Genomic DNA, 21,506 nt, shown 5'->3' with positions numbered 1-21,506 from the left:
ACATGCGCTATATCAGTACCCGCGGCCAGGCACCGGCCCTGAACTTCGAAGACGTGCTGCTGGCTGGCCTGGCCAGCGACGGCGGCCTCTACGTACCGGAAAACCTGCCGCGCTTCACCCAGGAAGAAATCGCCTCCTGGGCCGGCCTGCCGTACCACGAACTGGCCTTCCGTGTGATGCGCCCCTTCGTCACCGGCAGCATCGCTGACGCCGACTTCAAGAAGATCCTCGAGGAAACCTACGGCGCCTTCGCCCACAACGCCGTGGCGCCTCTGCGCCAGCTGAACGGCAACGAGTGGGTCCTGGAGCTGTTCCACGGCCCGACCCTGGCCTTCAAGGACTTCGCCCTGCAACTGCTGGGCCGCCTGCTGGACCACGTGCTGGTCAAGCGTGGCGAGCGCGTGGTGATCATGGGCGCGACTTCCGGCGACACCGGCTCGGCCGCCATCGAAGGCTGCCGTCGCTGCGAGAACGTGGACATCTTCATCCTGCACCCGCACAACCGCGTGTCCGAAGTGCAGCGTCGCCAGATGACCACCATCCTCGGTGAAAACATCCACAACATTGCCGTTGAAGGTAACTTCGACGACTGCCAGGAAATGGTGAAGGCCAGCTTCGCCGACCAGGGCTTCCTCAAGGGCACCCGCCTGGTGGCAGTGAACTCGATCAACTGGGCGCGGATCATGGCCCAGATCGTTTACTACTTCCACGCAGCCATCCAGCTGGGCGGCCCGGCGCGTTCCGTGGCCTTCTCCGTGCCCACCGGCAACTTCGGCGACATCTTCGCCGGCTACCTGGCGCGCAACATGGGCCTGCCGATCAGCCAACTGATCGTCGCCACCAACCGCAACGACATCCTGCACCGCTTCATGAGCGGTAATCAGTACGTCAAGGACACCCTGCACCCGACCCTGTCGCCGTCCATGGACATCATGGTTTCGTCCAACTTCGAGCGCCTGCTGTTCGACCTGCACGGTCGCAATGGCGCCGCCATCGCCAACCTGATGGACACCTTCAAGCAGGGCGGCGGCTTCAGCGTCGAGGAAGACCGCTGGACCGAAGCGCGCAAGCTGTTCGACTCCCTGGCTGTCAACGACGAGCAGACCTGCGAAACCATCGCCGAAGTCTTCAAGGATTGCGGCGAGCTGCTGGACCCGCACACCGCCATTGGCGTGCGCGCCGCCCGCGAGTGCCGCCGCAGCCTGGCCACCCCGATGGTCACCCTGGGCACTGCTCACCCGGTCAAATTCCCCGAAGCGGTGGAAAAGGCTGGCGTCGGCCAGGCCCCGGCGCTGCCGGCGCACCTGGCGGACCTGTTCCAGCGCGAGGAGCGTTGCACGGTGCTGCCGAACGACCTCAAGCAGATCCAGGCCTTCGTCAGCCAGCATGGCAACCGCGGCAAGCCGCTGTAATCCAGAGCGTTAGAAACGAGAAGGCCGGCTCCCGAAAGGGGCCGGCCTTTTTTCTTCTGGCGATTGATCGCGAAGCTTGTAGGGGCGAATGAATTCGCCCCTACAGAAAAGCCGCCCCGTTCGGCCTCAGATCGCCCCACCGGCCTTCAGCGCCGCCACCTGCTCGGCGCTGTAGCCCAGGGCCGTCAGCACCTCGGCATTGTGTTCGCCCAGTTCCGGGCCGATCCATTCGCTGGAGCCGGGCGTCTCGGAAAGCTTGGGGACGATACCCGGCATCTTGAACGGCTTGCCGTCCGGCAGCTTCGCCGAGAGGAACATCTCTCGGGCGAGGAATTGCGGGTCGGTGAACATGTCCTCTGCTGAATAGATGCGGCTGGCCGGCACCTCGGCGCGGTTCAGCACCGCCAGTACGTCGTCCAGGGGCAGCGACCCCACCCAGCGGTCGATCACCCCATAGAGCTCGTCCCGACGGGCGTCGCGGCCGTCGTTGCTGGCCAGCGTCGGGTCGTTGGCCAGGTCGTCACGGCCGATGGCCTGCATGAAGCGCTTGAAGATGGCGTCGCCATTGGCGCCGATCTGCACATGGCGGCCATCCGCGGCGGTGTGGATGGAGGAGGGCGTGATGCCCGGCATGATGTTGCCGGTGCGCTCGCGGATGAAGCCGAACACGTCGAACTCCGGAACCATGCTTTCCATCATGGCGAACACCGCCTCGTAGAGCGCCACGTCCACCACCTGGCCCTGGCCGCCGTTCACTTCCCGGTGGCGCAGGGCCATCAGCGCGCCGATCACACCCCAGAGGGCGGCGATGGAGTCCCCGATGGAAATGCCGGTGCGCACCGGCGGACGGTCCTCGAAGCCGGTGATGTAGCGCAGCCCGCCCATGGACTCACCGACCGCGCCGAAGCCCGGCTGGTCTTTCAGCGGGCCGCTCTGGCCGAAGCCCGACAGGCGCACCATCACCAGTTTCGGGTTCAGCGCATGGATCACGTCCCAGCCCAGGCCCAGCTTCTCCAGCACGCCGGGGCGGAAGTTCTCGATCAGGATGTCTGCCTCGGCCAGCAGTTTCTTGAGAATTGCCTGGCCCTCGGCGTGCTTGAGGTTCAGCGTCAGCGACTTCTTGTTGCGCGCCTGCACGAACCACCAGAGGGACGTGCCCTCGTAGAGCTTGCGCCACTTGCGCAGCGGGTCGCCGCCATCAGGGGATTCGATCTTGATCACCTCGGCGCCGAATTCGGCGCACAGGCGCGACGCGAAGGGACCGGCGATCAGGGTGCCGAGCTCGATCACTTTGAGGCCGGCAAGGGGTTTGGCAGGAGCGTTCATCGGGTTTTCCATGGGCCAGACGATGGCGGCGACTCTACTCCGTGGGGCCCGGAGCGAACAGCCCGGATTGCCGCTGGCGCCTCCTTCCGGGGGGACTTAAAGTGCTTGGCAGGACCTTCGATCACGCGCGCGAACCACCATGCCAAACCGCACTGCGTTCCCTTGCCGCCCGTCGCATGAACCGCGCCGGGAGGAGGGCCCATGGAACTGAACATCCCCACCCTGGTGCTTGTGGATATCTATGTCCTCGCCCTGGTGGGGCTGCTGATGCTGCATGCCTGGCGTCGCGGCCGCCGGGAGCCGACCCTCGGCTACCTCTCCGCCGCGCTGCTGCTGGGCGTCCTGGGCACCGTGCTGGGTAGCCTGCGGGGCATGGGCATGGATGTCGTACCCCTGGTGCTGGGCAATGTCGTCCTGCATTTCAGCGCGGCGATGATCTGGACCGCCATGCGCGTGTTCGCCGGGCGCCAGCCGCACCTGGCGGGCATCTGCGCCGGCGCCGCGATCTGGGCGCTGTTCTGCCTCAATCCGGCCTTCTACGATTCGCTCACCGTGCGGATCGCGGCCAGTTCGCTGATCACGGTCTGCTACACCGGGCTGAGCGCCTACGAGCTCTGGCGGAGCCGCAAGAGCCTGGAGGTGGCCTACCTGCCGGCCCTGGTCCTGACGCTCTTCCATATGGGGTTCTATTGCGTGCGCATCATCGTCGACCGGGGCATGCCCTTCGACGCGGCTGTCGCCAGCAGCGGCCAGGGCACCAACTTCTTTTCCCTGCTGGTGTTCGAGACCCTGCTCTACGCCATCGGCATCGCGTTCGTGACCCTGGCGATGGTCAAGGAGCGTGCCGAACTCAAGTTCCGCGCCGCCGCCTACTGCGACCCCCTCACCGGCGTCGGCAACCGTCGCGCCTTCATGACCTCCGGCGAGTACCTGCTGGAAAGCTGCGAGCACCGGGGCGAGCCGGTGGCCTTGCTGCTCTGCGACCTCGACCACTTCAAGCGCCTCAACGACAACTACGGCCACGCCACTGGCGACGAAGCCCTGGTGGCCTTCACCCGCATCGCCGTGGGCAGCATGCGCAAGCAGGACGTGTTCGGTCGTATCGGAGGCGAGGAGTTCGCCTGCCTGTTGGCCGATGCCAACGACGAAGCCGGCGCCCAGGTGGCTGAACGCATCCGCCGGGAGTTCGCCGAGCTGCCGTTCCAGGAGGCGGGCCAACTCAGCGTCAGCATTGGCATCGTCAGCTCCAGCGAAGGCGGCTACGACCTGTTCCGCCTGCTTTCCCTGGCCGATGACGCCCTCTACGCCGCCAAGGACAAGGGGCGCAACCGCATCCAGCGCTATCCCGCCGATTAGCCGGAAGGCCCAGCCAAGGCCGTGGAATCAGGGTAGACTTGCCGCCCTCCGCGAATCATCAAGAAGCCCGTCATGGCCCTCCAAGCGACCCCCTACAAAGTCGAACTCAACCTCACCGACCTGGACCGCAGCGTCTACGAGAACCTGCGTTTCACCGTCGCCAAGCACCCCTCGGAAACCGAGGAGCGCCTGGCCGTGCGCCTGATCGCCTACGCCCTCTGGTACCACGAGCAGCTGGCGTTTGGCCGTGGCCTGTCGGATGTGGACGAACCGGCCCTGTGGGAGAAAAGCCTGGACGACCGCGTCCTGCACTGGATCGAAGTGGGCCAGCCCGACGCCGAGCGCATCACCTGGTGCTCGCGTCGCACCGAGCGCTTCAGCCTGGTGGCCTATGGCAACCTGCGGGTCTGGCAGACCAAGGTCCTGGACGCCGTGCGCAGCCTGAAGAACATCAACGTCGTCGCTGTGCAGCAGGAAGCCCTGGAAGAACTGGCCCGCGACCTGCCGCGTTCGGTCAGCTGGAGCGTGATGATCAGCGACGGCACGCTGTTCATCACCGATGAGCGCGGCCAGCATGAAATCCCCCTGGAGTGGCTGACCGGGGAACGCTGAACGGAAATCCGGAGGATTTCCGGGGCAGGGCGCTGACGCCTGCCCCACGGCCCTTTCCCGGGAGGGAGAGGGGAAGTCGATTCAAAGGTTGGACCTTCCATGCGTATCGAACACCGCGCCCTGCCTGACGTGCTGCCCGACCTGGGCGACCTGCCGCCGCTCCTCACCCGCCTCTACGCCGCCCGTGGCGTGCAGTCCGCGACGGAGCTGGACAAGGGCCTGGCGCGGCTGATCCCCTACCAGCAGCTCAAGGGCATCGACGCCGCCGTGGAACTGCTGGTGGAGGCCCTGGAAAAGCGCCAGCGTATCCTCTACGTGGGCGACTTCGATGCCGACGGCGCCACGGCCAGCAGCGTGGGCGTGCTCGGTCTGCGCATGCTCGGCGCCTTTCATGTGGATTACCTGGTTCCCAACCGCTTCGAGTACGGCTACGGCCTGACCCCCGAGATCGTCGCGGTCGCCCTGCAGCGCCATCCCGACCTGCTGGTGACTGTGGATAACGGTATCTCCAGCGTCGAGGGCGTGGCCGCCGCCAAGGCCGCCGGGCTCAAGGTACTGGTCACCGACCACCACCTGCCGGGGCCCGAGCTCCCGGCAGCGGACGCCATCGTCAACCCCAACCAGCCGGGCTGCGACTTCCCCAGCAAATCCCTGGCCGGTGTGGGCGTGATCTTCTACGTACTGCTCGCCCTGCGCGCCCGCCTGCGGGAGCTGGACTGGTTCGCGCGCGCCGGTCTCAAGGAGCCCAACCTGGGCGACCTGCTGGACCTGGTGGCCCTGGGCAGCGTGGCCGACGTGGTGCCGCTGGACGCCAACAACCGCATCCTGGTCCACCAGGGCCTGGCGCGCATTCGTGCCGGCCGCGCGCGGCCCGGCCTCAAGGCGATCCTCGAAGTCGCCGGGCGCCAGGCCGGGCGCATCACGTCCACTGATCTCGGCTTCATCCTCGGCCCGCGCCTGAACGCCGCCGGCCGCCTGGACGACATGAGCCTGGGCATCGAATGCCTGCTCTGCGAGGACGACGCCCTGGCTCGGGACATGGCCGTGCAGCTGGACCAGCTCAACCAGGACCGCAAGGCCATCGAGCAGGGCATGCAGCGCGAGGCCCTGGCCCAGCTGAAGAACCTGCCCATCGAGGACATGCCCTTCGGCCTCTGCCTGTTCGAGCCCGAATGGCACCAGGGGGTGATCGGTATCCTCGCCTCGCGGCTCAAGGAGCGTTACCACCGCCCGACCATCGCGTTCGCCGATGCGGGCGATGGCCTGCTCAAGGGCTCGGCGCGCTCGGTGCCGGGCTTCCATATCCGTGATGCCCTGGACGCCGTGGCCGCTCGGCACCCCGGGCTGATCAGCAAGTTCGGTGGCCACGCCATGGCGGCTGGCCTGTCGCTGCCTGTGGAAAACTTCGGCGCCTTCGCAGCAGCCTTCGACGCCGAGACCCGCCGTCAGCTGTCCGAGGACGACCTCACCGGCCGCCTGCTCTCCGATGGCCAGCTGAGCATCGAGGAATTCCACTTGGAACTGGCCCGCGCCCTGCGCCTGGCCGGCCCCTGGGGTCAGCATTTCCCCGAGCCGCTGTTCCACGGTGTGTTCCAGATCGTCCAGCAGCGTCTGGTGGGGGAACGCCATCTCAAGCTGGTGCTGAAGAGCGAATGCGGCTCGCTGCAACTGGACGGCATCGCCTTCAACATCGACCGCGAACAGTGGCCCAACGCCAGCGTCCGCTGGGCCGAGCTGGCCTACAAGTTGGACGTCAACGAATACCGTGGGCAGGAAAGTGTGCAACTGATGGTCGCGCACATAGCCCCACGCTGAGGCGCCTTCCCTGTAGGTGGGTGCCGAGCCTGCGAGGCCCAACGAACCGGGCACGCTATGCGCGCCTTGTTGGGCTTCGCTTCGCTCAGCGCCAACCTACGACCGCATTCCGTTCACCCGTCACTCCAAACTCGCAAGTCCTCCATCCGGGTCTACGCTGATCCAGTCCCGCGCTTCTGAAAAAAAAATTTCAGTCTGCTGTCGATCCCGTCGTTTCCCCTTCGACCAATAGGCAAGCCAGCAGGCAAAGGCCGCGGGCATTACAACAGGAGAAAGACAATGCGCTTCATGGTGATAGTCAAAGCAACCAAGGAATCGGAAGCGGGCATCATGCCCAGCACTGAACTGCTCACGGCCATGGGCCAGTACAACGAAGAGCTGGTGAATGCAGGCGTCCTGCTCGCTGGTGAAGGCCTGCACCCCAGTTCCAGGGGGAAGCGGGTGGTGTTCAAGGGCAAGGACCGTACCGTCGTCGACGGTCCATTCGCCGAAACCAAGGAACTGATCGCCGGCTTCTGGCTGTTCAAGGTCAACTCCCTGGAAGAGTGCATCGAATGGGTCAAGCGTTGCCCCAATCCCATGCCCACCGAATCCGAGATCGAGATCCGCCAGGTGTTCGAAGCCGAAGACTTCGGCGAGGAATTCACTCCCGAGCTGCGTGAGCAGGAACAGCGCGTCTTCGAGAAAGCCAAACAGCAGTGACCGCTGAAGTTCACCTAAAGGAGACCCTCATGAAAATCGATCCTTACCTGACGTTCGATGGCCAGTGCGGCCCGGCCTTCCAGTTCTACGCCAAGGTGCTGAACGGCACCCTGGAAGCCTTCCTGACTTTCGCCGAGAGCCCGGCTTGCGGTGATGTGCCGGAAAACTTCCGCGACAAGATCATGCATGCCCGCCTGGCGGTGGGCGACCAGGTGATCATGGGCTCGGACTGCCCGCCCCAGGCGCCGTTTAACGGCATCAGCGGCATCAGCATCGCGCTCAACATCGACCGCATTGTCGAGGCCGAGCGGGTGTTCAACGCCCTGGCCGAGGGTGGCCAGGTACAGATGCCGCTGGCGCAGACCTTCTGGGCCGAGCGCTTCGGCATGCTGGTGGACCGCTTCGGTGTGCCCTGGATGATCAACTGTGAGAAGAATCATTAATTCTCAAAAATGACCGCGGCGCCGGGAAAATTCCGGCGCCGTTGATAAGCTTTGCAGGATCGACCCTCTCAAGGACCGACTCGATGGACTTGGTCCAACAGCTGCGTAACCGCGTCAGCCATTTTCAGTACCGTCGCGAATGGATGCGTGCCGACCTCACTGCCGGCCTGTCCGTCGCCGCCGTGCAGATTCCCACCGCCATCGCCTACGCGCAGATCATCGGCTTTCCCGCCCAGGTCGGTCTCTACGCCTGCATCCTGCCGATGCTGATCTACGCCCTCGTGGGCGGCTCCCGGCAGCTCATGGTCGGGCCCGATGCCGCCACCGCGGCCATGGTGGCTGCCGCCATCACGCCGCTGGCTGCCGGTGATCCGCAGCGGCTGATCCACCTGTCGATGATCATTGCCGTGATGGTCGGCCTGCTGTCGATCATCGGCGGACTGATCCGCGCGGGCTTCATCGCCAGCTTCCTTTCCCGGCCGATCCTCGTGGGCTACCTCAATGGCATCGGCCTCAGCCTGCTGGCCGGGCAACTGGGCAAGGTGCTGGGCTACCAGAGCGAGACCAGCGGCTTCATCGCCGGCCTGTTGGCGATGGTCCGCAACCTGGCCGATACCCACCTGCTCACCCTGGCGCTGGGGGCCGCGACACTGTTGCTGCTGGTCCTGCTGCCGCGTCGTTTTCCGCGGATACCGGCGGCCCTGGTGGGCATCGTGCTGGCGTCCGCCGTCGCCGCCATCTTTCAACTGGACCGCCACGGCGTGGCCCTGCTGGGCGCCGTCCCGGCGGGCTTGCCTGAACTGAGTTGGCCGAAGGCCAGCTACAACGAGCTGCTCTCCCTGCTGCGGGACGCCACCGGTATCACCATCGTCAGCTTCTGCAGCGCCATGCTCACCGCCCGCAGCTTCGCGGCTCGCCGTGGCTACAGCATCGACGCCAACCGCGAGTTCATCGCGCTCGGCCTGTCCAACGTCGGTGCCGGGGTGTCCCAGGCCTTCGTCATCAGCGGCGCGGACTCGCGCACGGCGGTCAACGACCTGGTGGGCGGCAAGACCCAGATGGTCAGCGTGGTGGTGGCTCTGGTGATAGTCGCCGTACTGGTTTTCCTCCACGGCCCCCTGGCCTGGGTGCCCATCACCGCCCTCGGTGCCGTGTTGATGCTGGCGGGCTGGGGGTTGATCGACATCCGCGCGCTCAAAGGGTTCTGGCGTCTCAGCCGCTTCGAATGCGCCTTGTGCCTGCTGACCACGGTGGGCGTGCTGGGCGTCGGTGTACTGCCGGGCATCTTCGTCGCCGTCGCGCTGGCCCTGCTTCGCTTGCTCTACTACACCTACCGGCCCAGTGACGCCGTGCTCGGCTGGGTGGAAGGCGTGGACGGGCAGGTTGAAGTGAGCCGTTATCCACAGGCCACCACCTTGCCGGGTCTGTTGGTCTATCGCTTCGACGCGCCGCTGCTGTTCTTCAATGCCGACTACTTCAAGCAACGTCTGCTGCAGCAGGTGGAGCAGATGGACCACCCGCGCGCGGTGTTGCTCAACGCCGAGACCATGATCAACCTCGATGTCACGGGCCTGGCGACCCTGCGCGAAGTGCAGCAGGCGCTGGCTGCCCGAGGCATCTTCTTCGGTTTCTCCCGTCTTATCGGTCCGGCCCAGGAGCTGATGCAGCGCTCCGGCGAGCTGGGTGAGTTGAAACCGCCCATGGTGTTCAGCACCGTGCGCGCGGGGATCAATGCCTACCAGATCTGGCTCGCAAAGCAGAACGAACAGGCCGCACCCGAGAAGGAACCGGTCGACTGAATCCTGCATTCGACCATTCGGCACCCACATCCATACAAGGAATGAACATGGACCCCTTCATGCAAGCTGCCATCGACGAAGCCCGCCAAGGCCTGGCCAAGGGCGGAATCCCCATCGGCTCGGTGATCGTCCACAAGGGGCGCATCATTGGCCGAGGCCACAACCGCCGTGTCCAGGAAGGCAGCGCCATCAAGCACGGCGAGATGGATGCGTTCGAGAACGCCGGCCGCCAGCCCGCCAGCGTCTACCGCGAGGCGGTGCTCTACACCACCCTGTCGCCGTGCTCCATGTGCAGCGGCGCCATCCTGCTCTACGGCATTCCCAAGGTGGTGATCGGCGAGAACCGCACCTTCATGGGCGAAGAGGAGCTGCTGCGCTCGCGAGGCGTGGAGCTGGATGTCCTGCAGAACGCCGAGTGCATGAAGCTGATGGAGGATTTCATCCGCGCCCGTCCGGAGCTGTGGAACGAAGATATCGGCGAATGACACATACACCGGGCGCGAAGCCTGGTGCCGTCTATGCTCACCTGTGAGCCCGGGGCGCCCTGTGAAAGGGTGTTCCCGAGGTCTGTCCCGAGCCTCTCCGGCTCATCCGTCAAAGGTTTCTAGGAGATCCCGATGACCCCATCCTCCCTTACGGAGTATTTCCTCTCCCGAGGCCTGCTCGACGTGTTCATTCGCGCCGGCCTCGTCCTGGTCCTGGCGCTGTCCTGCTACCAGGTGTTCCGGCCGTTCCTCGACCTGATGCTCTGGTCGCTGATCCTGGCCGTGACCTTCTACCCGCTGCACCGCCGGCTGGTGAAGGCCCTGGGCCTGCGTGAAGGTCATGTGGCGACACTGATCACCCTGGTCTCGGTGGCGATCCTGATGGTGCCGGTGATTCTCCTGGGCTCCTCCATCGGCGAATCGGTGGACAGCACCCTGGCGCTGCTCAAGGGGGGCGAACTGCACATTCCGGCGCCGCCGGATTCGATCGCCAGTTGGCCCCTCATCGGCCAGAGCCTCCACGATGCCTGGGCGCAGGTCGCCAGCGCCGACCAGGGCAGCCTGGTGAAAAAGGCCCTGCCGCACCTCAAGGGGGCGGGCTTGATGGTGATGGGCAAGCTGGCCGGGGTCGGCGCAGGGTTCCTGATGTTCCTCGGCGCCCTGATCATCGGCGGCATCATCATGGCGTTTGGCGAAACCGGCCACCGCGCCACGGTGTCCATCGCCTCGCGCCTGTCCGGCCCCGTGCGCGGGCCGCAGATCGCCGAGCTGTGCACCGCGACGATCCGCGCCGTGGCTCAGGGCGTGGTGGGCATCGCCTTCATCCAGATGCTGCTGGTGGGCATCGGCTTCGTGGTCATGGGCGTTCCGGGGGCCGGCGTGCTGGCGCTGGCAGTGCTGCTGCTGGGCATCATGCAGTTGCCGGCCACGCTGATCACCCTGCCGGTGATCGTCTTCGTCTTCTCGACCGAGGGCGCAACCCTCGGGGTCATCATCTTCTCCGTGTACAGCATCGTCGCCGGCCTGGCGGACAACGTGCTCAAGCCGCTGCTGCTGGGGCGGGGCGTCAACGTGCCGATGCCGGTGGTGCTGATCGGCGCGCTGGGGGGCATGGTCACCGGCGGCATCATCGGCCTGTTCATCGGCCCGGTGCTCCTGGCGGTGGGCTACAAGCTGTTCTGGCAATGGGTCGAGGACCCGCCGCAGGCTCCCGCCATCGAGGATAAGGCCGCGTCCTGAATCGCAGACCAGGCGCTATGCCAGACCTGCGTGCGCCCCTGTGGGGTCTCCTGGCCGGAATCGTCGGGCTGGCCGGCTGCGTTCGGGTCGGCCCCGACTTCCAGTCGCCCCGCGAGCCCTGGGTGGAACACTGGAACAGCCCGGCGCTGGAGCAGATGAGCCTCAACCGGCCGCAGCCCGATCTGCTGATGTGGTGGCAGGTGTTCGAGGACCCGACCCTCGATGCCCTGATCGCCGAGGCGGACGCCTACAACTCCACCCTGGAGATCGCCGGCCTGCGGGTGATGGAGTCTCGCGCGCAGTTGGGCATCGCCCTGAGCGGCCGCTACCCGCAGTTCCAGCAGGCCAGCGCCGACGGCCTCTATGTGGATCGCCACCAGTCCGGCGGCCGCAATCCCCAGGACAACCAGTTCTGGCAATACAGCACCGGCTTCGACGTCGCCTGGGAGCTGGACTTCTGGGGCCGCTTCAGTCGCGCCATCGAGTCGGCCGACGCCGCCTACTTCGCCGCCCAGGCCAATTACGAGGACGCCCTGGTGCTGTTGCGCGCCCAGGTGGCGGACACCTATTTCATCCTGCGGACCTTCGAGGCCCGCCTGCGCATCGCCCAGGAAAACGCCGAACGGCAGAAGCGCAGCTTCGAGATCACCGAGCGCCTGTTCCGCAGCGGCGACAGCTCCGAACTGGACTTCCAGCAGGCCAAGGCCCAGTACCTGGCCACACTCGGCACCATTCCGGACCTGGAAGGCCAGGTCGTGCGCACCCGTAACGCCCTCTCCGTGCTGATCGGCCGCCCGCCGGGCCCCCTGCCGGAACTGCGGGAGGGGGAAGGGCTGATTCCGCTGCCCGACCACGCGGTCCTGCAGGACGTGCCCGCCAACCTGCTCCTGCGCCGGCCGGATGTGCGCGCCGCGGAACTGGCGGTGGCCGCCCAGTCAGCCCTGATCGGCGTCGCCGAGGCCGATCTCTACCCCTCGGTGACCCTGCTGGGCAGCATCGTCTGGAGCGCTTCGACGCTCGATAACACCCCCAACAACCTGGATCTGGTTGCCGGCCCCAGCCTGGCCTGGAACCTGTTCGATCACGGCCGCATCAAGAACGACGTGCGGGTGCAGGACGCGCGGCTGCAGCAACTGATCGAGGCCTACCGCGACCGGGTGCGCCAGGCCGCGCGGGAAGCCGACGATGCCGCCACCGGGTTGGCCAAGGCCCTGGAAAGCGAGCGCATCCGCCGCGAGAGCACCCAGGCCGCCCTGCGTTCCCTGGACCTGGCCAACGCCCAGTACCGTGAGGGCTTCGCCGACTTCCAGCGGGTCCTGGACGCCCAGCGCGAGCTGTTCCAGCAGCAGGACAGCTACCTGCTCAGCCGCAGCGACGCCGTGAGCAACCTCATCGCCCTGTACAAGGCCCTCGGTGGTGGCTGGTTCCGGGATGGGCCGATGATCGACGACAGCACGCGCGACCAGATGAAACAACGCACCGACTGGGGTGACCTGCTGGACGAACCGCAGCCCCAGGACCGGCCGGACGCCGATAGCGAGCAAGGTGAAAGAGAATGAGCGAGCAACCGCAGGTCCCGGTCGAGCAACCGGCCAAGCCCGAGCCAGCCCCTGCGCCCGACGCGGCCGCGAAGGGGACGAAATGGGTGGCGCTGGTGATCATCCTGACCCTGGCCTGGTACCTCCTGGCGGATCGCTTCACGCCCTACACCCAGCAGGCGCGGGTGCAGGCCTTCGTGGTGCCGGTGGCGGCCGAAGTGGCGGGGCGGGTCACGCGGGTGCATGTGCGCAATAACCAGGATGTGAAAGCGGGCGAAGTGCTCTTCGAAGTGGACACCGAGCAGTACCAGATCGCTGCCGACCGTGCCCGCGCCGACCTGGAGACCATGCGCCGCCAGATCGGCGCCAGTACCGCCGCCATCGATTCGGCGCTGGCGTCCCTGCGGGCGGCCCAGGCCAACGAACTGAAGGCCCGGCAGGACAGCGACCGTCTCGAACGGCTTTACCGCGAAGACCCGGGCACCATCTCCGTGCGCCGCCTGGAAGTGGCACGGGCCACCCTCGAACAGTCCGTCAGCCAGGTATCCGCGGCGCGGGCCGAAGTGCAGCGGGCGCGGGAACAGCAGGGCGGCAGCGAAGAGGAAAACGCCCAGTTGCGCAGCGCCGCCACCGCACTGGAGAAGGCCGAACTGGACCTCGCCAATACGCGCGTGCGAGCCCGTTCCGCCGGGTTGATCACCGACCTGCGCACGGACGTCGGCCAGTTCGTCGGCGCCGGCAGCCCGGTGATGACCCTGATCGCCATCCACGACCTCTGGCTGAGCGCCGAAATGACCGAGAACAACCTGGGCCACGTCCAGGTCGGCACGCCCGTGGCCATCGTGCTGGACGCCCTGCCGGGGCAGGTCTTCGAAGGGCGGGTGCGCAGCGTTGGCTATGGCGTCAGCGTGGGGCAGACCCCGGCGCCCGGTACCTTGCCGACGGTGGAGAACAGCCGCGACTGGCTGCGTCCGGCACAGCGCTTCCCGGTGATCGTGGAATTCGCTCCGGGTGAAGTGGACAAGCTGCAGGGCTTGCGTGTCGGTGGCCAGGCGGAGGTGATGGCGTTTCCTTCCGAGGGCAATCCGCTCAACCCCCTGGGCCGCCTGTACATCTACCTGATGAGCTGGCTGTCCTATGCCTACTGATCCGCGTGGCCGGCGCGCGTTGCGCCTGGCCAGCGGTGTCGCGCTGTGCCTGGCGGCGAGCTTCGGCCTCGCCTTGCCGATTCCCTTCCTGTCGCCGATCTTCGCCCTCCTGCTGCTGGTCACGAAAAACAGCCCGCTACCCCTGAAGGCCGCCCCGGCCCTGGCATTGGTCATCATGCTCACCACCGGCATCGGGTTGCTGATGATTCCGTTGCTGCGCCACGCGCCCCCCAGTGGCGTATTGCTGGTGGGGCTGTGCCTGTTTCTCTGCTTCCGCTATGGGCTGCGTGGGGGCAATCCGCTGGTGGCCCAGTTCCTGGTGATTGGCCTGACCATGATCTCGGCGGCGGGCACCTTCGACTTCGGCCTGGCGGTTACGGTCATCGAGGCCCTGGCCAAGGGCATCGTCCTCGCCGTGCTGGTGGTGCTGGTCAGCCACATGCTGTTCCCGGAACCGGCCAATGCCCCGACGCCGCCGCCCCGTCCCGCGCCGGACGCCACCGAGTCCGCCTGGATCGCCCTGCGCGCGGCCCTGGTGGTGCTACCGGCATTTCTCCTGGCGCTGATCGACCCGTCCAGCTACATGCCGCTGATCATGAAGGCGGTCAGCCTCGGTCAGCAGGTCTGCGGCGCCTCCGCCCGCACCGCGGGCCGTGAGCTGCTGGGCTCGACCCTGCTTGGCGGCCTGCTGGCCATGCTGTTCTGGAGCGCGCTGAGCCTGTTCCCGCACCTGTGGATGTTCTTTCTCTGGATGCTGCTGTTCGGCCTGGTGCTGGCCCGCCGGCTCTACGCCCTGGCGGCGAGCCGCCAGACTCCCGCGTTCTGGATCAACACCCTGGTGACCCTGATCATCCTGCTCGGCCAGTCGGTACAGGACAGCGAGGCAGGCAAGGACGTCTACACCGCCTTTGCGGTGCGCATGGGGCTGTTCATCGCGGTCACCCTGTACGCCTGCGGGGCGGTCTACCTGATCGATCGCCGGCGTTTCCTCCGGCAACGCCGCGAAGCCCCCTGAGAGGTTGTCCATGTTGCTCAATCTGCTGGTCGGAATTCCCGTGATGGTGCTCTGCCTGGTGCTGCAGGCCGTGTTCGTGGCCTTCAGCCTGAGGCCGTACGTCCGCTACGTGCGGGGAGGGCGGGTCAGCGCATCGCCGTGGCACACCACCATGCTGCTGTCGGCGGTGATGCTGGTAATGCTGCTGGGCAACTTCGTGCAGATGGCGATCTGGGGTGGGCTGTTCATGGCGCTCGGGGAGTTCGACAGCCTTGCCAAGGCGCTTTACCACTCGGCGGTGAACTTCGTCACGCTGGGCTACGGTGACATCGTCATGAACGAGCGGTGGCGGTTGCTGGGCCCGCTGGAGGCCGCCAACGGTGTGCTGATGTTCGGGGTTTCCACGGCGGCCCTGACGGCGACGCTGTCGGATGTCATCAAGTACCAGTTCGAGAAGGGCAAGGCGAACTAGCGCACGGCTAGACTGAAACTGTTCGTTCCCATGCAGCGACTCCGGGAGGTGCAGCATGGTGATCCGCGAAGGTTTCATCGGCAGCGTCGGCAATACACCCCTGCTGCGTCTCATCGGCCTCAGCGCCGAAACCGGCTGTGACATCCTGGCCAAGGCCGAATTCCTCAACCCCGGTGGCTCGGTGAAGGACCGCGCCGCCCGCTTCATCATCGACGACGCCGAACGCCAGGGCCGATTGCTGCCGGGCGGCACCGTGGTGGAGGGCACCGCCGGCAACACCGGTATCGGCCTGGCGCATATCTGCGCCGCCCAGGGCTATCGCTGCATTATCGTGATCCCCGACAACCAGTCCCCGGAAAAGCTCGACCTGCTGCGCACCCTGGGCGCCGAGGTGCGCCCGGTGCCACCCAAACCCTACAAGGACCCGGACAACTACCAGAAGATCGCCGGTCGCCTGGCGGACGAACTGCCCGGCGCCGTCTGGGCCAACCAGTTCGACAACATCGCCAACCGCCAGGCCCACTACGAAACCACCGGCCCGGAAATCTGGGCCGACACCGAAGGCCGCCTGGACGCCTTCGTCTGCGCCACCGGCACCGGCGGCACCCTGGCCGGGGTGGCGCGCTTCCTCAAGGAGCGCGATCCGAAGGTGCGCATCGTCCTCGCCGACCCCATGGGCAGCGCCCTCTACAACTGGGTGAAACGCGGGGAACTGGTGGCCGAGGGCAGTTCCATCACCGAGGGCATCGGCACCACGCGGGTCACCGCCAACCTCGAAGGCACGCCCATCGACGACGCCGTGCAGGTGGACGACCTGGCCTGCGTGGCCATGGTCTATCGCCTGCTGCGGGAGGAGGGACTGTTCGTCGGCGGCTCCTCCGGCATCAACCTCGCGGCCGCCGTGCAGGTGGCCCACCAGTTGGGGCCGGGGCATCGGATCGTGACCTTGCTCTGCGATCGCGGAGGGTTGTACGCCGGGCGGTTGTTCAATCCGGAGTGGTTGAAAGAGAAAGGGTTGGCGGAGGCGGCAGGGGTGTAGTCCGTCGCCCTCGATCGTAGGGTGCGCCATGCGCACCGAAACCCCGTGCGGAGACTTCGGTGCGCTACGGGCAGGAGCGTCCGGATTACCAGCCGAGCTGCTTGTTGAAGCCCAGCGCGTCGTAGTAGTCGCCCTGGTAGACGATCTTGCCGTTCTTGATGCGCACGAAGCTCACGCCTTCGAATTTCAGCGGCTTGTTGGTGGCCGGGGTCTCGGCGCTCCAGGGGCCGCTGTTGGTGCCGGAGAATTCCCACTGGAAAGCAATGCCGTCGGCGCTGACGATGGGTTCGCTGGTCATCTTCCACTTCAGGTCCGGCACGGCACCGACGAAGACCTTGATCACATTGTCGCGGGCCGCCGCACGACCTTTCTGCGGGGTGCCGACGGTGGCGTCGAAGTACACCCCGTCTTCGGCGAAGAAGCTGGCGGCCTTGTCCGGATCGTGGGCGTTCCAGGCTGCCATGTAGCCGTCGACCACGGCTTTGGCGCTGTCGGCCGCCTGGGCCATCCCGGCCATGGCGCAAAGCAGGATGAAGCTGAAATTACGCAAGGTGTTACGCATTGCTCGTTCTCCTGGTGGTTGCAGCGGGGGTTACTTCCTGTGGGGCATTTCTTCCTGTAGGGGCGAATTCATTCGCCAAGGGCAACGCAGTCGCCCCCGGCAATGCCGCAGGGCAGCCCTGCGGCCTGCTTGGCGATTGAAATCGCCCCTACAACGGTGCGCTGGTGCTGGGCCGTCAGTGCTTGAACATCACATGGCGAATGGCGGTGTAGTCCTCCAGCCCGTACATGGACATGTCCTTGCCGTAGCCGGAGTGCTTGACGCCGCCGTGGGGCATTTCGCTGACCAGCATGAAATGAGTGTTGACCCAGGTGCAGCCGTACTGCAGGCGTGCGGACAGGCGGTGGGCGCGACCGACATCAGCGGTCCACAGGGAGGAGGCCAGGCCGTAGTCGGAGTCGTTGGCCCATTCCAGAACCTGTTCTTCGCTGTCGAACTGGGTGACCGAGACCACCGGGCCGAACACTTCGCGGCGAACGATTTCGTCGTCCTGGCGCGCACCGGCGAGCACCGTGGGCTGGAAGAAGAAACCCGGACCTTCGACGCGCGCACCGCCGGTGACCACCTGGATGTGCGGCACGGCGCTGGCGCGCTGGACGAAGCCCTCGACGCGCTGCAGGTGCTGCTCGGTGATCAGCGGGCCGAGCTCGGTGGATGGGTCGTCCTGCAGGCCGGTCTTGATGCTGCCCACGGCTTCGCCCAGCTTGGCCACGAACTGCTCGTAGATGCCTTTCTGCGCGTAGATGCGGCAGGCGGCGGTGCAGTCCTGGCCGGCGTTGTAGAAGCCGAAGGTGCGGATGCCTTCCACGGCGGCGTCGATGTCGGCGTCGTCGAAGATGATCACCGGGGCCTTGCCGCCCAGCTCCATGTGCATGCGTTTCACGGTGTCGGCGGTGCCGGCGATGATCCGCGAACCGGTGGCGACGGAACCGGTGAGGGAGACCATGCGTACTTTCGGGTGGGTCACCAGGGGTTCACCGACGCTCGGGCCGCGCCCGAACACCAGGTTCACCACGCCGGCGGGGAAGATCTCGGCGATGAACTCGGCCAGCTTGAGGGCGGTCAGCGGGGTCTGCTCGGAGGGCTTCAGGACCACGGTGTTGCCGGCAGCCAGGGCCGGGCCCAGCTTCCAGGCCGCCATCATCAGCGGGTAGTTCCAGGGCGCGATCGAGGCCACCACGCCCACCGGGTCGCGGCGGATCATCGAGGTGTGGCCGGGCAGGTACTCGCCCGCTGCGGAGCCACTCATGCAGCGGCTGGCGCCGGCAAAGAAGCGGAACACGTCGGCGATGGCCGGCAGCTCGTCGTTGAGGGCGGCGGCGTAGGGCTTGCCGCAGTTCTGGGATTCCAGGCGGGCCAGTTCTTCGGCATGGGCGTCGATGCGCTCGGCCAGCTTCAGCAGCAGGGTGGCGCGGTCCTTCGGCGACGTCTGGGACCAGGCCGGGAAGGCGGCATCGGCGGCGCGCACAGCGGCGTCCACCTGGGCCGGGCTGGCCTCGGCGATTTCCACCAGGGCGGTGCCCAGGGACGGGTTGAGCACGGCGAGGCTGGGGCCTTCACCGGCAATGAGCTGGCCGTTGATCAGGAGTTTGGTTTGCATGGGCAGAGTCCTCGTTCGGTCTAGCCCCTCTCCATCGTGGAGAAGGGCGTGAGGGAAATTCGGTGTGTTCGGGCCTGGAACTGTTTTACTTCCCGCTGCCCGCCACGCTCTCGCCACCCTTGGTCAGGTAGTAGGCGGCAAGGATGGGCAGCATGGTCACCAGCATCACCAGCATGGCCACCACGTTGGTCACCGGGACGTCGCGCGGGCGGCTGAGCTGGTTGAGCAGCCAGATCGGCAGGGTGCGTTCATGGCCGGCGGTGAAGGTGGTGACGATGATTTCGTCGAAGGACAGCGCGAACGCCAGCATGCCGCCCGCCAGCAGGGCCGAGCCCAGGTTCGGCAGGATGATGTGGCGGAAGGTCTGCCAGCCGTCCGCGCCCAGGTCCATCGAGGCTTCGATGAGGCTGTGGGAGGTGCGGCGGAAGCGCGCGATCACGTTGTTGTGGACGATCACCACGCAGAAGGTGGCGTGGCCGATGACGATGGTCAGCAAGCCCGGTTCGATACCCAGCCCCTTGAACGCCGAGAGCAGGGCGATGCCGGTGATGATGCCGGGCAGGGCGATGGGCAGGATCAGCATCAGCGAGATGCCTTCCTTGCCGAAGAAGTCGCGGCGGTACAGCGCGGCTGCGGCCAGGGTGCCCAGCACCAGGGCGATCAGGGTGGCGATGACCGCCACCTGCAGCGACAGCTTGATCGCTTCCACCACGTCGGCGCGGCCGAAGGCGACGCTGAACCAGTGCAGGGTGAAGCCCTGCGGCGGGAAGCTGAAGGCGGCGTCTTCGGTGTTGAAGGCGTACATGAAGATGATGAGGATCGGGATGTGCAGGAATGCCAGCCCGCCCCAGGCAGCCGCTTTCAGGCCCCAGGAGGCTTTTTCAGAGTGCATCGAAGGCCCCCAGACGTTTGACGATGGACAGGTAGATGGCGATCAGCACGATCGGCACCAGGGTGAAGGCGGCGGCCATGGGCATGTTGCCGATGGCGCCCTGCTGGGCGTAGACCATGCTGCCGACGAAGTAGCCGGGCGGGCCCACCAGCTGCGGCACGATGAAGTCGCCCAGGGTGAGGCTGAAGGTGAAGATCGAACCGGCGGCGATGCCTGGCACCGACAGCGGCAGGATCACCTGCATGAAGGTCTGGCGCGGGTGCGCACCGAGGTCCGCCGAGGCTTGCAGCAGGGACGGCGGCAGGCGCTCCAGGGAAGCCTGGATCGGCAGGATCATGAACGGCAGCCAGATGTACACGAACACCAGGAAGCGGCCGAAGTGGGAGGTGGACAGGGTGCTGCCACCCACACCGGGAACGCCCAGCAGCAGTTCCAGCACCGGCTCGAGGTGCAGGGCCTGGACGAACCACATCACCACGCCGCCCTTGGCCAGCAGCAGGGTCCAGGCGTAGGCCTTGACGATGTAGCTGGCCCACATGGGCATCATCACCGCGATGTAGAAGAACGCCTTGGTCTTGCCCGTGGTGTAGCGCGCCATGTAGTAGGCGATGGGGAAGGCCACGGCGGCGCTGGCGATGGACACGACCACCGCCATGCTCAGGGTGCGCAGGATGATGTCGAAGTTGGCGGCCTGGAACAGCGCGGCGAAGTTGGCCAGGGTCAGGTCCGTCGACACCGACATGGTGAAGTCGTCGAAGGTGTAGAAGCCTTGCCAGAGCAGCGTCAGCAGCGAGCCCAGGTAGATGGCGCCGAACCACAGCAGCGGCGGCACCAGCAGCAGCGAGAGGTACAGGCTCGGGCGGCGGTAGAGCAGGCCTGACAGCCTGCGCATCGGGCCGTTGGCGGCGCGGGGCCGCTCGGCGTTGAGGGTCAGTTCCATGTCACACACCCTCGGCCAGTTGGACCATGGCGTCGCGTGCCCAGCGAGCGGTGACCACCTGGCCCTGCTGGTGCAGCGGCGCGGCGTCCTGCCACTGGCTGTTGGCCAGGCTGACGCAGAGGTTCTGGCCGTTATCCAGGCGGATCTCGTAGCGGGTGGCGGCGCCCTGGTACTGGATGTCGTGGAGCAGGCCACGGATTTCCACCTCGTGGCCGCCGATCTCGCCCTGGGCGAAGCGGATGTGCTCGGGGCGGATGGAGAAGGGCTGCCCGGTGCCGGTGAGCTGGCGCGCCAGGTCGCCACGCAGCACGTTGGAGGTGCCGACGAACTCGGCGACGAAGGGGGTGGCCGGCTTCATGTAGAGGTTGCGCGGGGTGTCCACCTGTTCGATGCGGCCTTTGTTGAACACGGCTACGCGGTCGGACATGGACAGTGCTTCGCCCTGGTCGTGGGTGACGAAGATGAAGGTGATGCCGAGCTGGCGCTGGAGCTTCTTCAGCTCGCTCTGCATCTGCTCGCGCAGCTTGAGGTCGAGGGCGCCCAGGGGTTCGTCCAGCAGCAGCACGCGCGGCCGGTTGACCAGGGCACGGGCCAGGGCCACGCGCTGGCGCTGGCCGCCGGAGAGCTGCGCCGGCTTGCGGTCGCCGTAGCCGGCCAGGGCGACCATGCCCAAGGCTTCCTCGGCGCGGGCCAGGCGCTCGGCTTTGGCCACGCCTTTCACCTTGAGGCCGTAGGCGACGTTGTCGCGTACGTTCATGTGGGGGAACAGGGCGTAGTCCTGGAACACGGTGTTCACGTCGCGCTCGTAGGGCGGCAGGCCAGCGGCCTCCTCGCCATGGATGCGGATGGAACCCGCCGTGGGCTGCTCGAAGCCGGCGATCAGGCGCAGGCAGGTGGTCTTGCCGGAGCCCGAGGGGCCGAGCATGGAGAAGAACTCGCCGTCCTTGATATCGATGGATACCCGGTCGACGGCCTTGACCTCGCCGAACTGGCGGGAAACCTGGGTGAACTGGACAGCAAGTGTCATAGTGCGGTGCTCCGGTAACGCGAAAAAAGGCATGACTTGGGCGGGGCCTCGAAATTGGAGACCCTGCGGGAATTGCATAGGGCACGAACTGGCCCCCTCTCCCGA

Annotated in this window: 20 protein-coding genes; 14 read left to right on the top strand and 6 right to left on the bottom strand. The window is 66.4% G+C overall.

All coding sequences use genetic code 11. From position 1 onward, the window contains the following. Positions 1 to 2: 2 nt before the first annotated feature. A complete protein-coding gene (thrC, locus tag TQ98_RS21600; protein WP_044873684.1) occupies positions 3 to 1,412 on the top strand; it encodes a threonine synthase in 1,410 nt (469 codons plus the stop codon). A 126-nt stretch (positions 1,413 to 1,538) separates the two neighbouring features. Here the strand turns inward: thrC and TQ98_RS21595 are convergent, their stop codons facing one another. Further along, positions 1,539 to 2,738: a CaiB/BaiF CoA-transferase family protein gene (locus TQ98_RS21595; protein WP_103103043.1), complete on the bottom strand. Its 1,200-nt coding sequence runs from the start codon at positions 2,736 to 2,738 to the stop codon at positions 1,539 to 1,541. 201 nt (positions 2,739 to 2,939) lie between these two features. Between TQ98_RS21595 and TQ98_RS21590 the strand changes: the two genes are divergently transcribed. From TQ98_RS21590 to TQ98_RS21530, 13 genes are all read left to right on the top strand, one after another. After that, complete coding sequence (locus TQ98_RS21590; RefSeq protein ID WP_044873687.1) at positions 2,940 to 4,094, top strand: GGDEF domain-containing protein; 1,155 nt, start codon at positions 2,940 to 2,942, stop codon at positions 4,092 to 4,094. Positions 4,095 to 4,166: 72 nt separating this feature from the next. Further along, the gene (locus TQ98_RS21585) at positions 4,167 to 4,706 is read left to right on the top strand and encodes a YaeQ family protein (RefSeq protein ID WP_044873688.1); all 540 of its coding nucleotides are present in this window, start codon (positions 4,167 to 4,169) and stop codon (positions 4,704 to 4,706) included. A 99-nt stretch (positions 4,707 to 4,805) separates the two neighbouring features. Further along, entirely contained in the window at positions 4,806 to 6,521 is a 1,716-nt protein-coding gene (recJ, locus tag TQ98_RS21580; protein WP_044873689.1) for a single-stranded-DNA-specific exonuclease RecJ, read from the top strand. A gap of 279 nt (positions 6,522 to 6,800) precedes the next feature. Further along, positions 6,801 to 7,223, top strand: a complete 423-nt coding sequence (locus tag TQ98_RS21575) for a YciI family protein (RefSeq protein ID WP_044873690.1) — start codon at positions 6,801 to 6,803, stop codon at positions 7,221 to 7,223. Between the two features lie 29 nt (positions 7,224 to 7,252). Further along, a complete protein-coding gene (locus tag TQ98_RS21570; RefSeq protein ID WP_044873691.1) occupies positions 7,253 to 7,666 on the top strand; it encodes a VOC family protein in 414 nt (137 codons plus the stop codon). An 83-nt stretch (positions 7,667 to 7,749) separates the two neighbouring features. Then, positions 7,750 to 9,465, top strand: coding sequence for a SulP family inorganic anion transporter (locus tag TQ98_RS21565; protein ID WP_044873692.1), 1,716 nt, complete (start codon positions 7,750 to 7,752; stop codon positions 9,463 to 9,465). 47 nt (positions 9,466 to 9,512) lie between these two features. Beyond that, positions 9,513 to 9,950: a nucleoside deaminase gene (locus tag TQ98_RS21560; RefSeq protein WP_044873693.1), complete on the top strand. Its 438-nt coding sequence runs from the start codon at positions 9,513 to 9,515 to the stop codon at positions 9,948 to 9,950. Between the two features lie 132 nt (positions 9,951 to 10,082). Then, entirely contained in the window at positions 10,083 to 11,189 is a 1,107-nt protein-coding gene (locus TQ98_RS21555) for an AI-2E family transporter (protein WP_044873694.1), read from the top strand. Positions 11,190 to 11,206: 17 nt separating this feature from the next. Then, positions 11,207 to 12,748, top strand: coding sequence for a TolC family protein (locus tag TQ98_RS21550; RefSeq protein ID WP_103103042.1), 1,542 nt, complete (start codon positions 11,207 to 11,209; stop codon positions 12,746 to 12,748). Next, positions 12,745 to 13,875 (top strand): HlyD family secretion protein, encoded by a 1,131-nt coding sequence (locus TQ98_RS21545; RefSeq protein WP_103103041.1) that lies wholly within the window; start codon positions 12,745 to 12,747, stop codon positions 13,873 to 13,875. Before TQ98_RS21550 ends, TQ98_RS21545 begins: the two co-directional genes overlap by 4 nt. Then, on the top strand, positions 13,865 to 14,890 hold the full coding sequence (locus TQ98_RS21540; protein ID WP_044873699.1) for a DUF2955 domain-containing protein: 1,026 nt from the start codon (positions 13,865 to 13,867) through the stop codon (positions 14,888 to 14,890). The genes TQ98_RS21545 and TQ98_RS21540 overlap by 11 nt, the downstream gene beginning before the upstream one ends. A 10-nt stretch (positions 14,891 to 14,900) precedes the next feature. Further along, positions 14,901 to 15,341: an ion channel gene (locus TQ98_RS21535; protein ID WP_044873700.1), complete on the top strand. Its 441-nt coding sequence runs from the start codon at positions 14,901 to 14,903 to the stop codon at positions 15,339 to 15,341. Positions 15,342 to 15,396: 55 nt separating this feature from the next. Next, a complete protein-coding gene (locus TQ98_RS21530) occupies positions 15,397 to 16,380 on the top strand; it encodes a cysteine synthase A (RefSeq protein WP_044873701.1) in 984 nt (327 codons plus the stop codon). An 85-nt stretch (positions 16,381 to 16,465) separates the two neighbouring features. Here TQ98_RS21530 and TQ98_RS21525 read toward each other — a convergent pair whose 3' ends face one another. The 5 genes from TQ98_RS21525 to TQ98_RS21505 form a co-directional block, all read right to left on the bottom strand. Continuing rightward, positions 16,466 to 16,942, bottom strand: a complete 477-nt coding sequence (locus tag TQ98_RS21525) for an SgcJ/EcaC family oxidoreductase (protein WP_044873702.1) — start codon at positions 16,940 to 16,942, stop codon at positions 16,466 to 16,468. A 175-nt stretch (positions 16,943 to 17,117) separates the two neighbouring features. Next, positions 17,118 to 18,542: a gamma-aminobutyraldehyde dehydrogenase gene (locus TQ98_RS21520; RefSeq protein ID WP_044873703.1), complete on the bottom strand. Its 1,425-nt coding sequence runs from the start codon at positions 18,540 to 18,542 to the stop codon at positions 17,118 to 17,120. Between the two features lie 85 nt (positions 18,543 to 18,627). Further along, positions 18,628 to 19,434 carry an ABC transporter permease gene (locus TQ98_RS21515; RefSeq protein WP_044873704.1) on the bottom strand — a complete coding sequence of 269 codons (807 nt, stop codon included), beginning with the start codon at positions 19,432 to 19,434 and terminating at the stop codon, positions 18,628 to 18,630. Continuing rightward, positions 19,424 to 20,374, bottom strand: a complete 951-nt coding sequence (locus tag TQ98_RS21510; protein WP_044873705.1) for an ABC transporter permease — start codon at positions 20,372 to 20,374, stop codon at positions 19,424 to 19,426. The genes TQ98_RS21515 and TQ98_RS21510 overlap by 11 nt, the downstream gene beginning before the upstream one ends. 1 nt (position 20,375) lies before the next feature. After that, entirely contained in the window at positions 20,376 to 21,401 is a 1,026-nt protein-coding gene (locus TQ98_RS21505) for an ABC transporter ATP-binding protein (protein ID WP_044873706.1), read from the bottom strand. Positions 21,402 to 21,506: the final 105 nt, after the last annotated feature.

Source organism: Pseudomonas sp. LFM046 (genome assembly GCF_000949385.2).
Taxonomy (GTDB): domain Bacteria; phylum Pseudomonadota; class Gammaproteobacteria; order Pseudomonadales; family Pseudomonadaceae; genus Metapseudomonas.
The sequence above is the reverse complement of the archived record's forward strand: the minus strand, read 5'-3'. Positions and strand labels throughout refer to the sequence as shown.

Bases quoted from the DNA above. Each gene is read 5' to 3' on its own strand.
- thrC (WP_044873684.1), top strand. From the start codon at position 3: ATGCGCTATATCAGTACCCGCGGCCAGGCACCGGCCCTGAACTTCGAA.
- TQ98_RS21595 (WP_103103043.1), bottom strand. From the start codon at position 2,738: ATGAACGCTCCTGCCAAACCCCTTGCCGGCCTCAAAGTGATCGAGCTC.
- TQ98_RS21590 (WP_044873687.1), top strand. From the start codon at position 2,940: ATGGAACTGAACATCCCCACCCTGGTGCTTGTGGATATCTATGTCCTC.
- TQ98_RS21585 (WP_044873688.1), top strand. From the start codon at position 4,167: ATGGCCCTCCAAGCGACCCCCTACAAAGTCGAACTCAACCTCACCGAC.
- recJ (WP_044873689.1), top strand. From the start codon at position 4,806: ATGCGTATCGAACACCGCGCCCTGCCTGACGTGCTGCCCGACCTGGGC.
- TQ98_RS21575 (WP_044873690.1), top strand. From the start codon at position 6,801: ATGCGCTTCATGGTGATAGTCAAAGCAACCAAGGAATCGGAAGCGGGC.
- TQ98_RS21570 (WP_044873691.1), top strand. From the start codon at position 7,253: ATGAAAATCGATCCTTACCTGACGTTCGATGGCCAGTGCGGCCCGGCC.
- TQ98_RS21565 (WP_044873692.1), top strand. From the start codon at position 7,750: ATGGACTTGGTCCAACAGCTGCGTAACCGCGTCAGCCATTTTCAGTAC.
- TQ98_RS21560 (WP_044873693.1), top strand. From the start codon at position 9,513: ATGGACCCCTTCATGCAAGCTGCCATCGACGAAGCCCGCCAAGGCCTG.
- TQ98_RS21555 (WP_044873694.1), top strand. From the start codon at position 10,083: ATGACCCCATCCTCCCTTACGGAGTATTTCCTCTCCCGAGGCCTGCTC.
- TQ98_RS21550 (WP_103103042.1), top strand. From the start codon at position 11,207: ATGCCAGACCTGCGTGCGCCCCTGTGGGGTCTCCTGGCCGGAATCGTC.
- TQ98_RS21545 (WP_103103041.1), top strand. From the start codon at position 12,745: ATGAGCGAGCAACCGCAGGTCCCGGTCGAGCAACCGGCCAAGCCCGAG.
- TQ98_RS21540 (WP_044873699.1), top strand. From the start codon at position 13,865: ATGCCTACTGATCCGCGTGGCCGGCGCGCGTTGCGCCTGGCCAGCGGT.
- TQ98_RS21535 (WP_044873700.1), top strand. From the start codon at position 14,901: ATGTTGCTCAATCTGCTGGTCGGAATTCCCGTGATGGTGCTCTGCCTG.
- TQ98_RS21530 (WP_044873701.1), top strand. From the start codon at position 15,397: ATGGTGATCCGCGAAGGTTTCATCGGCAGCGTCGGCAATACACCCCTG.
- TQ98_RS21525 (WP_044873702.1), bottom strand. From the start codon at position 16,942: ATGCGTAACACCTTGCGTAATTTCAGCTTCATCCTGCTTTGCGCCATG.
- TQ98_RS21520 (WP_044873703.1), bottom strand. From the start codon at position 18,542: ATGCAAACCAAACTCCTGATCAACGGCCAGCTCATTGCCGGTGAAGGC.
- TQ98_RS21515 (WP_044873704.1), bottom strand. From the start codon at position 19,434: ATGCACTCTGAAAAAGCCTCCTGGGGCCTGAAAGCGGCTGCCTGGGGC.
- TQ98_RS21510 (WP_044873705.1), bottom strand. From the start codon at position 20,374: ATGGAACTGACCCTCAACGCCGAGCGGCCCCGCGCCGCCAACGGCCCG.
- TQ98_RS21505 (WP_044873706.1), bottom strand. From the start codon at position 21,401: ATGACACTTGCTGTCCAGTTCACCCAGGTTTCCCGCCAGTTCGGCGAG.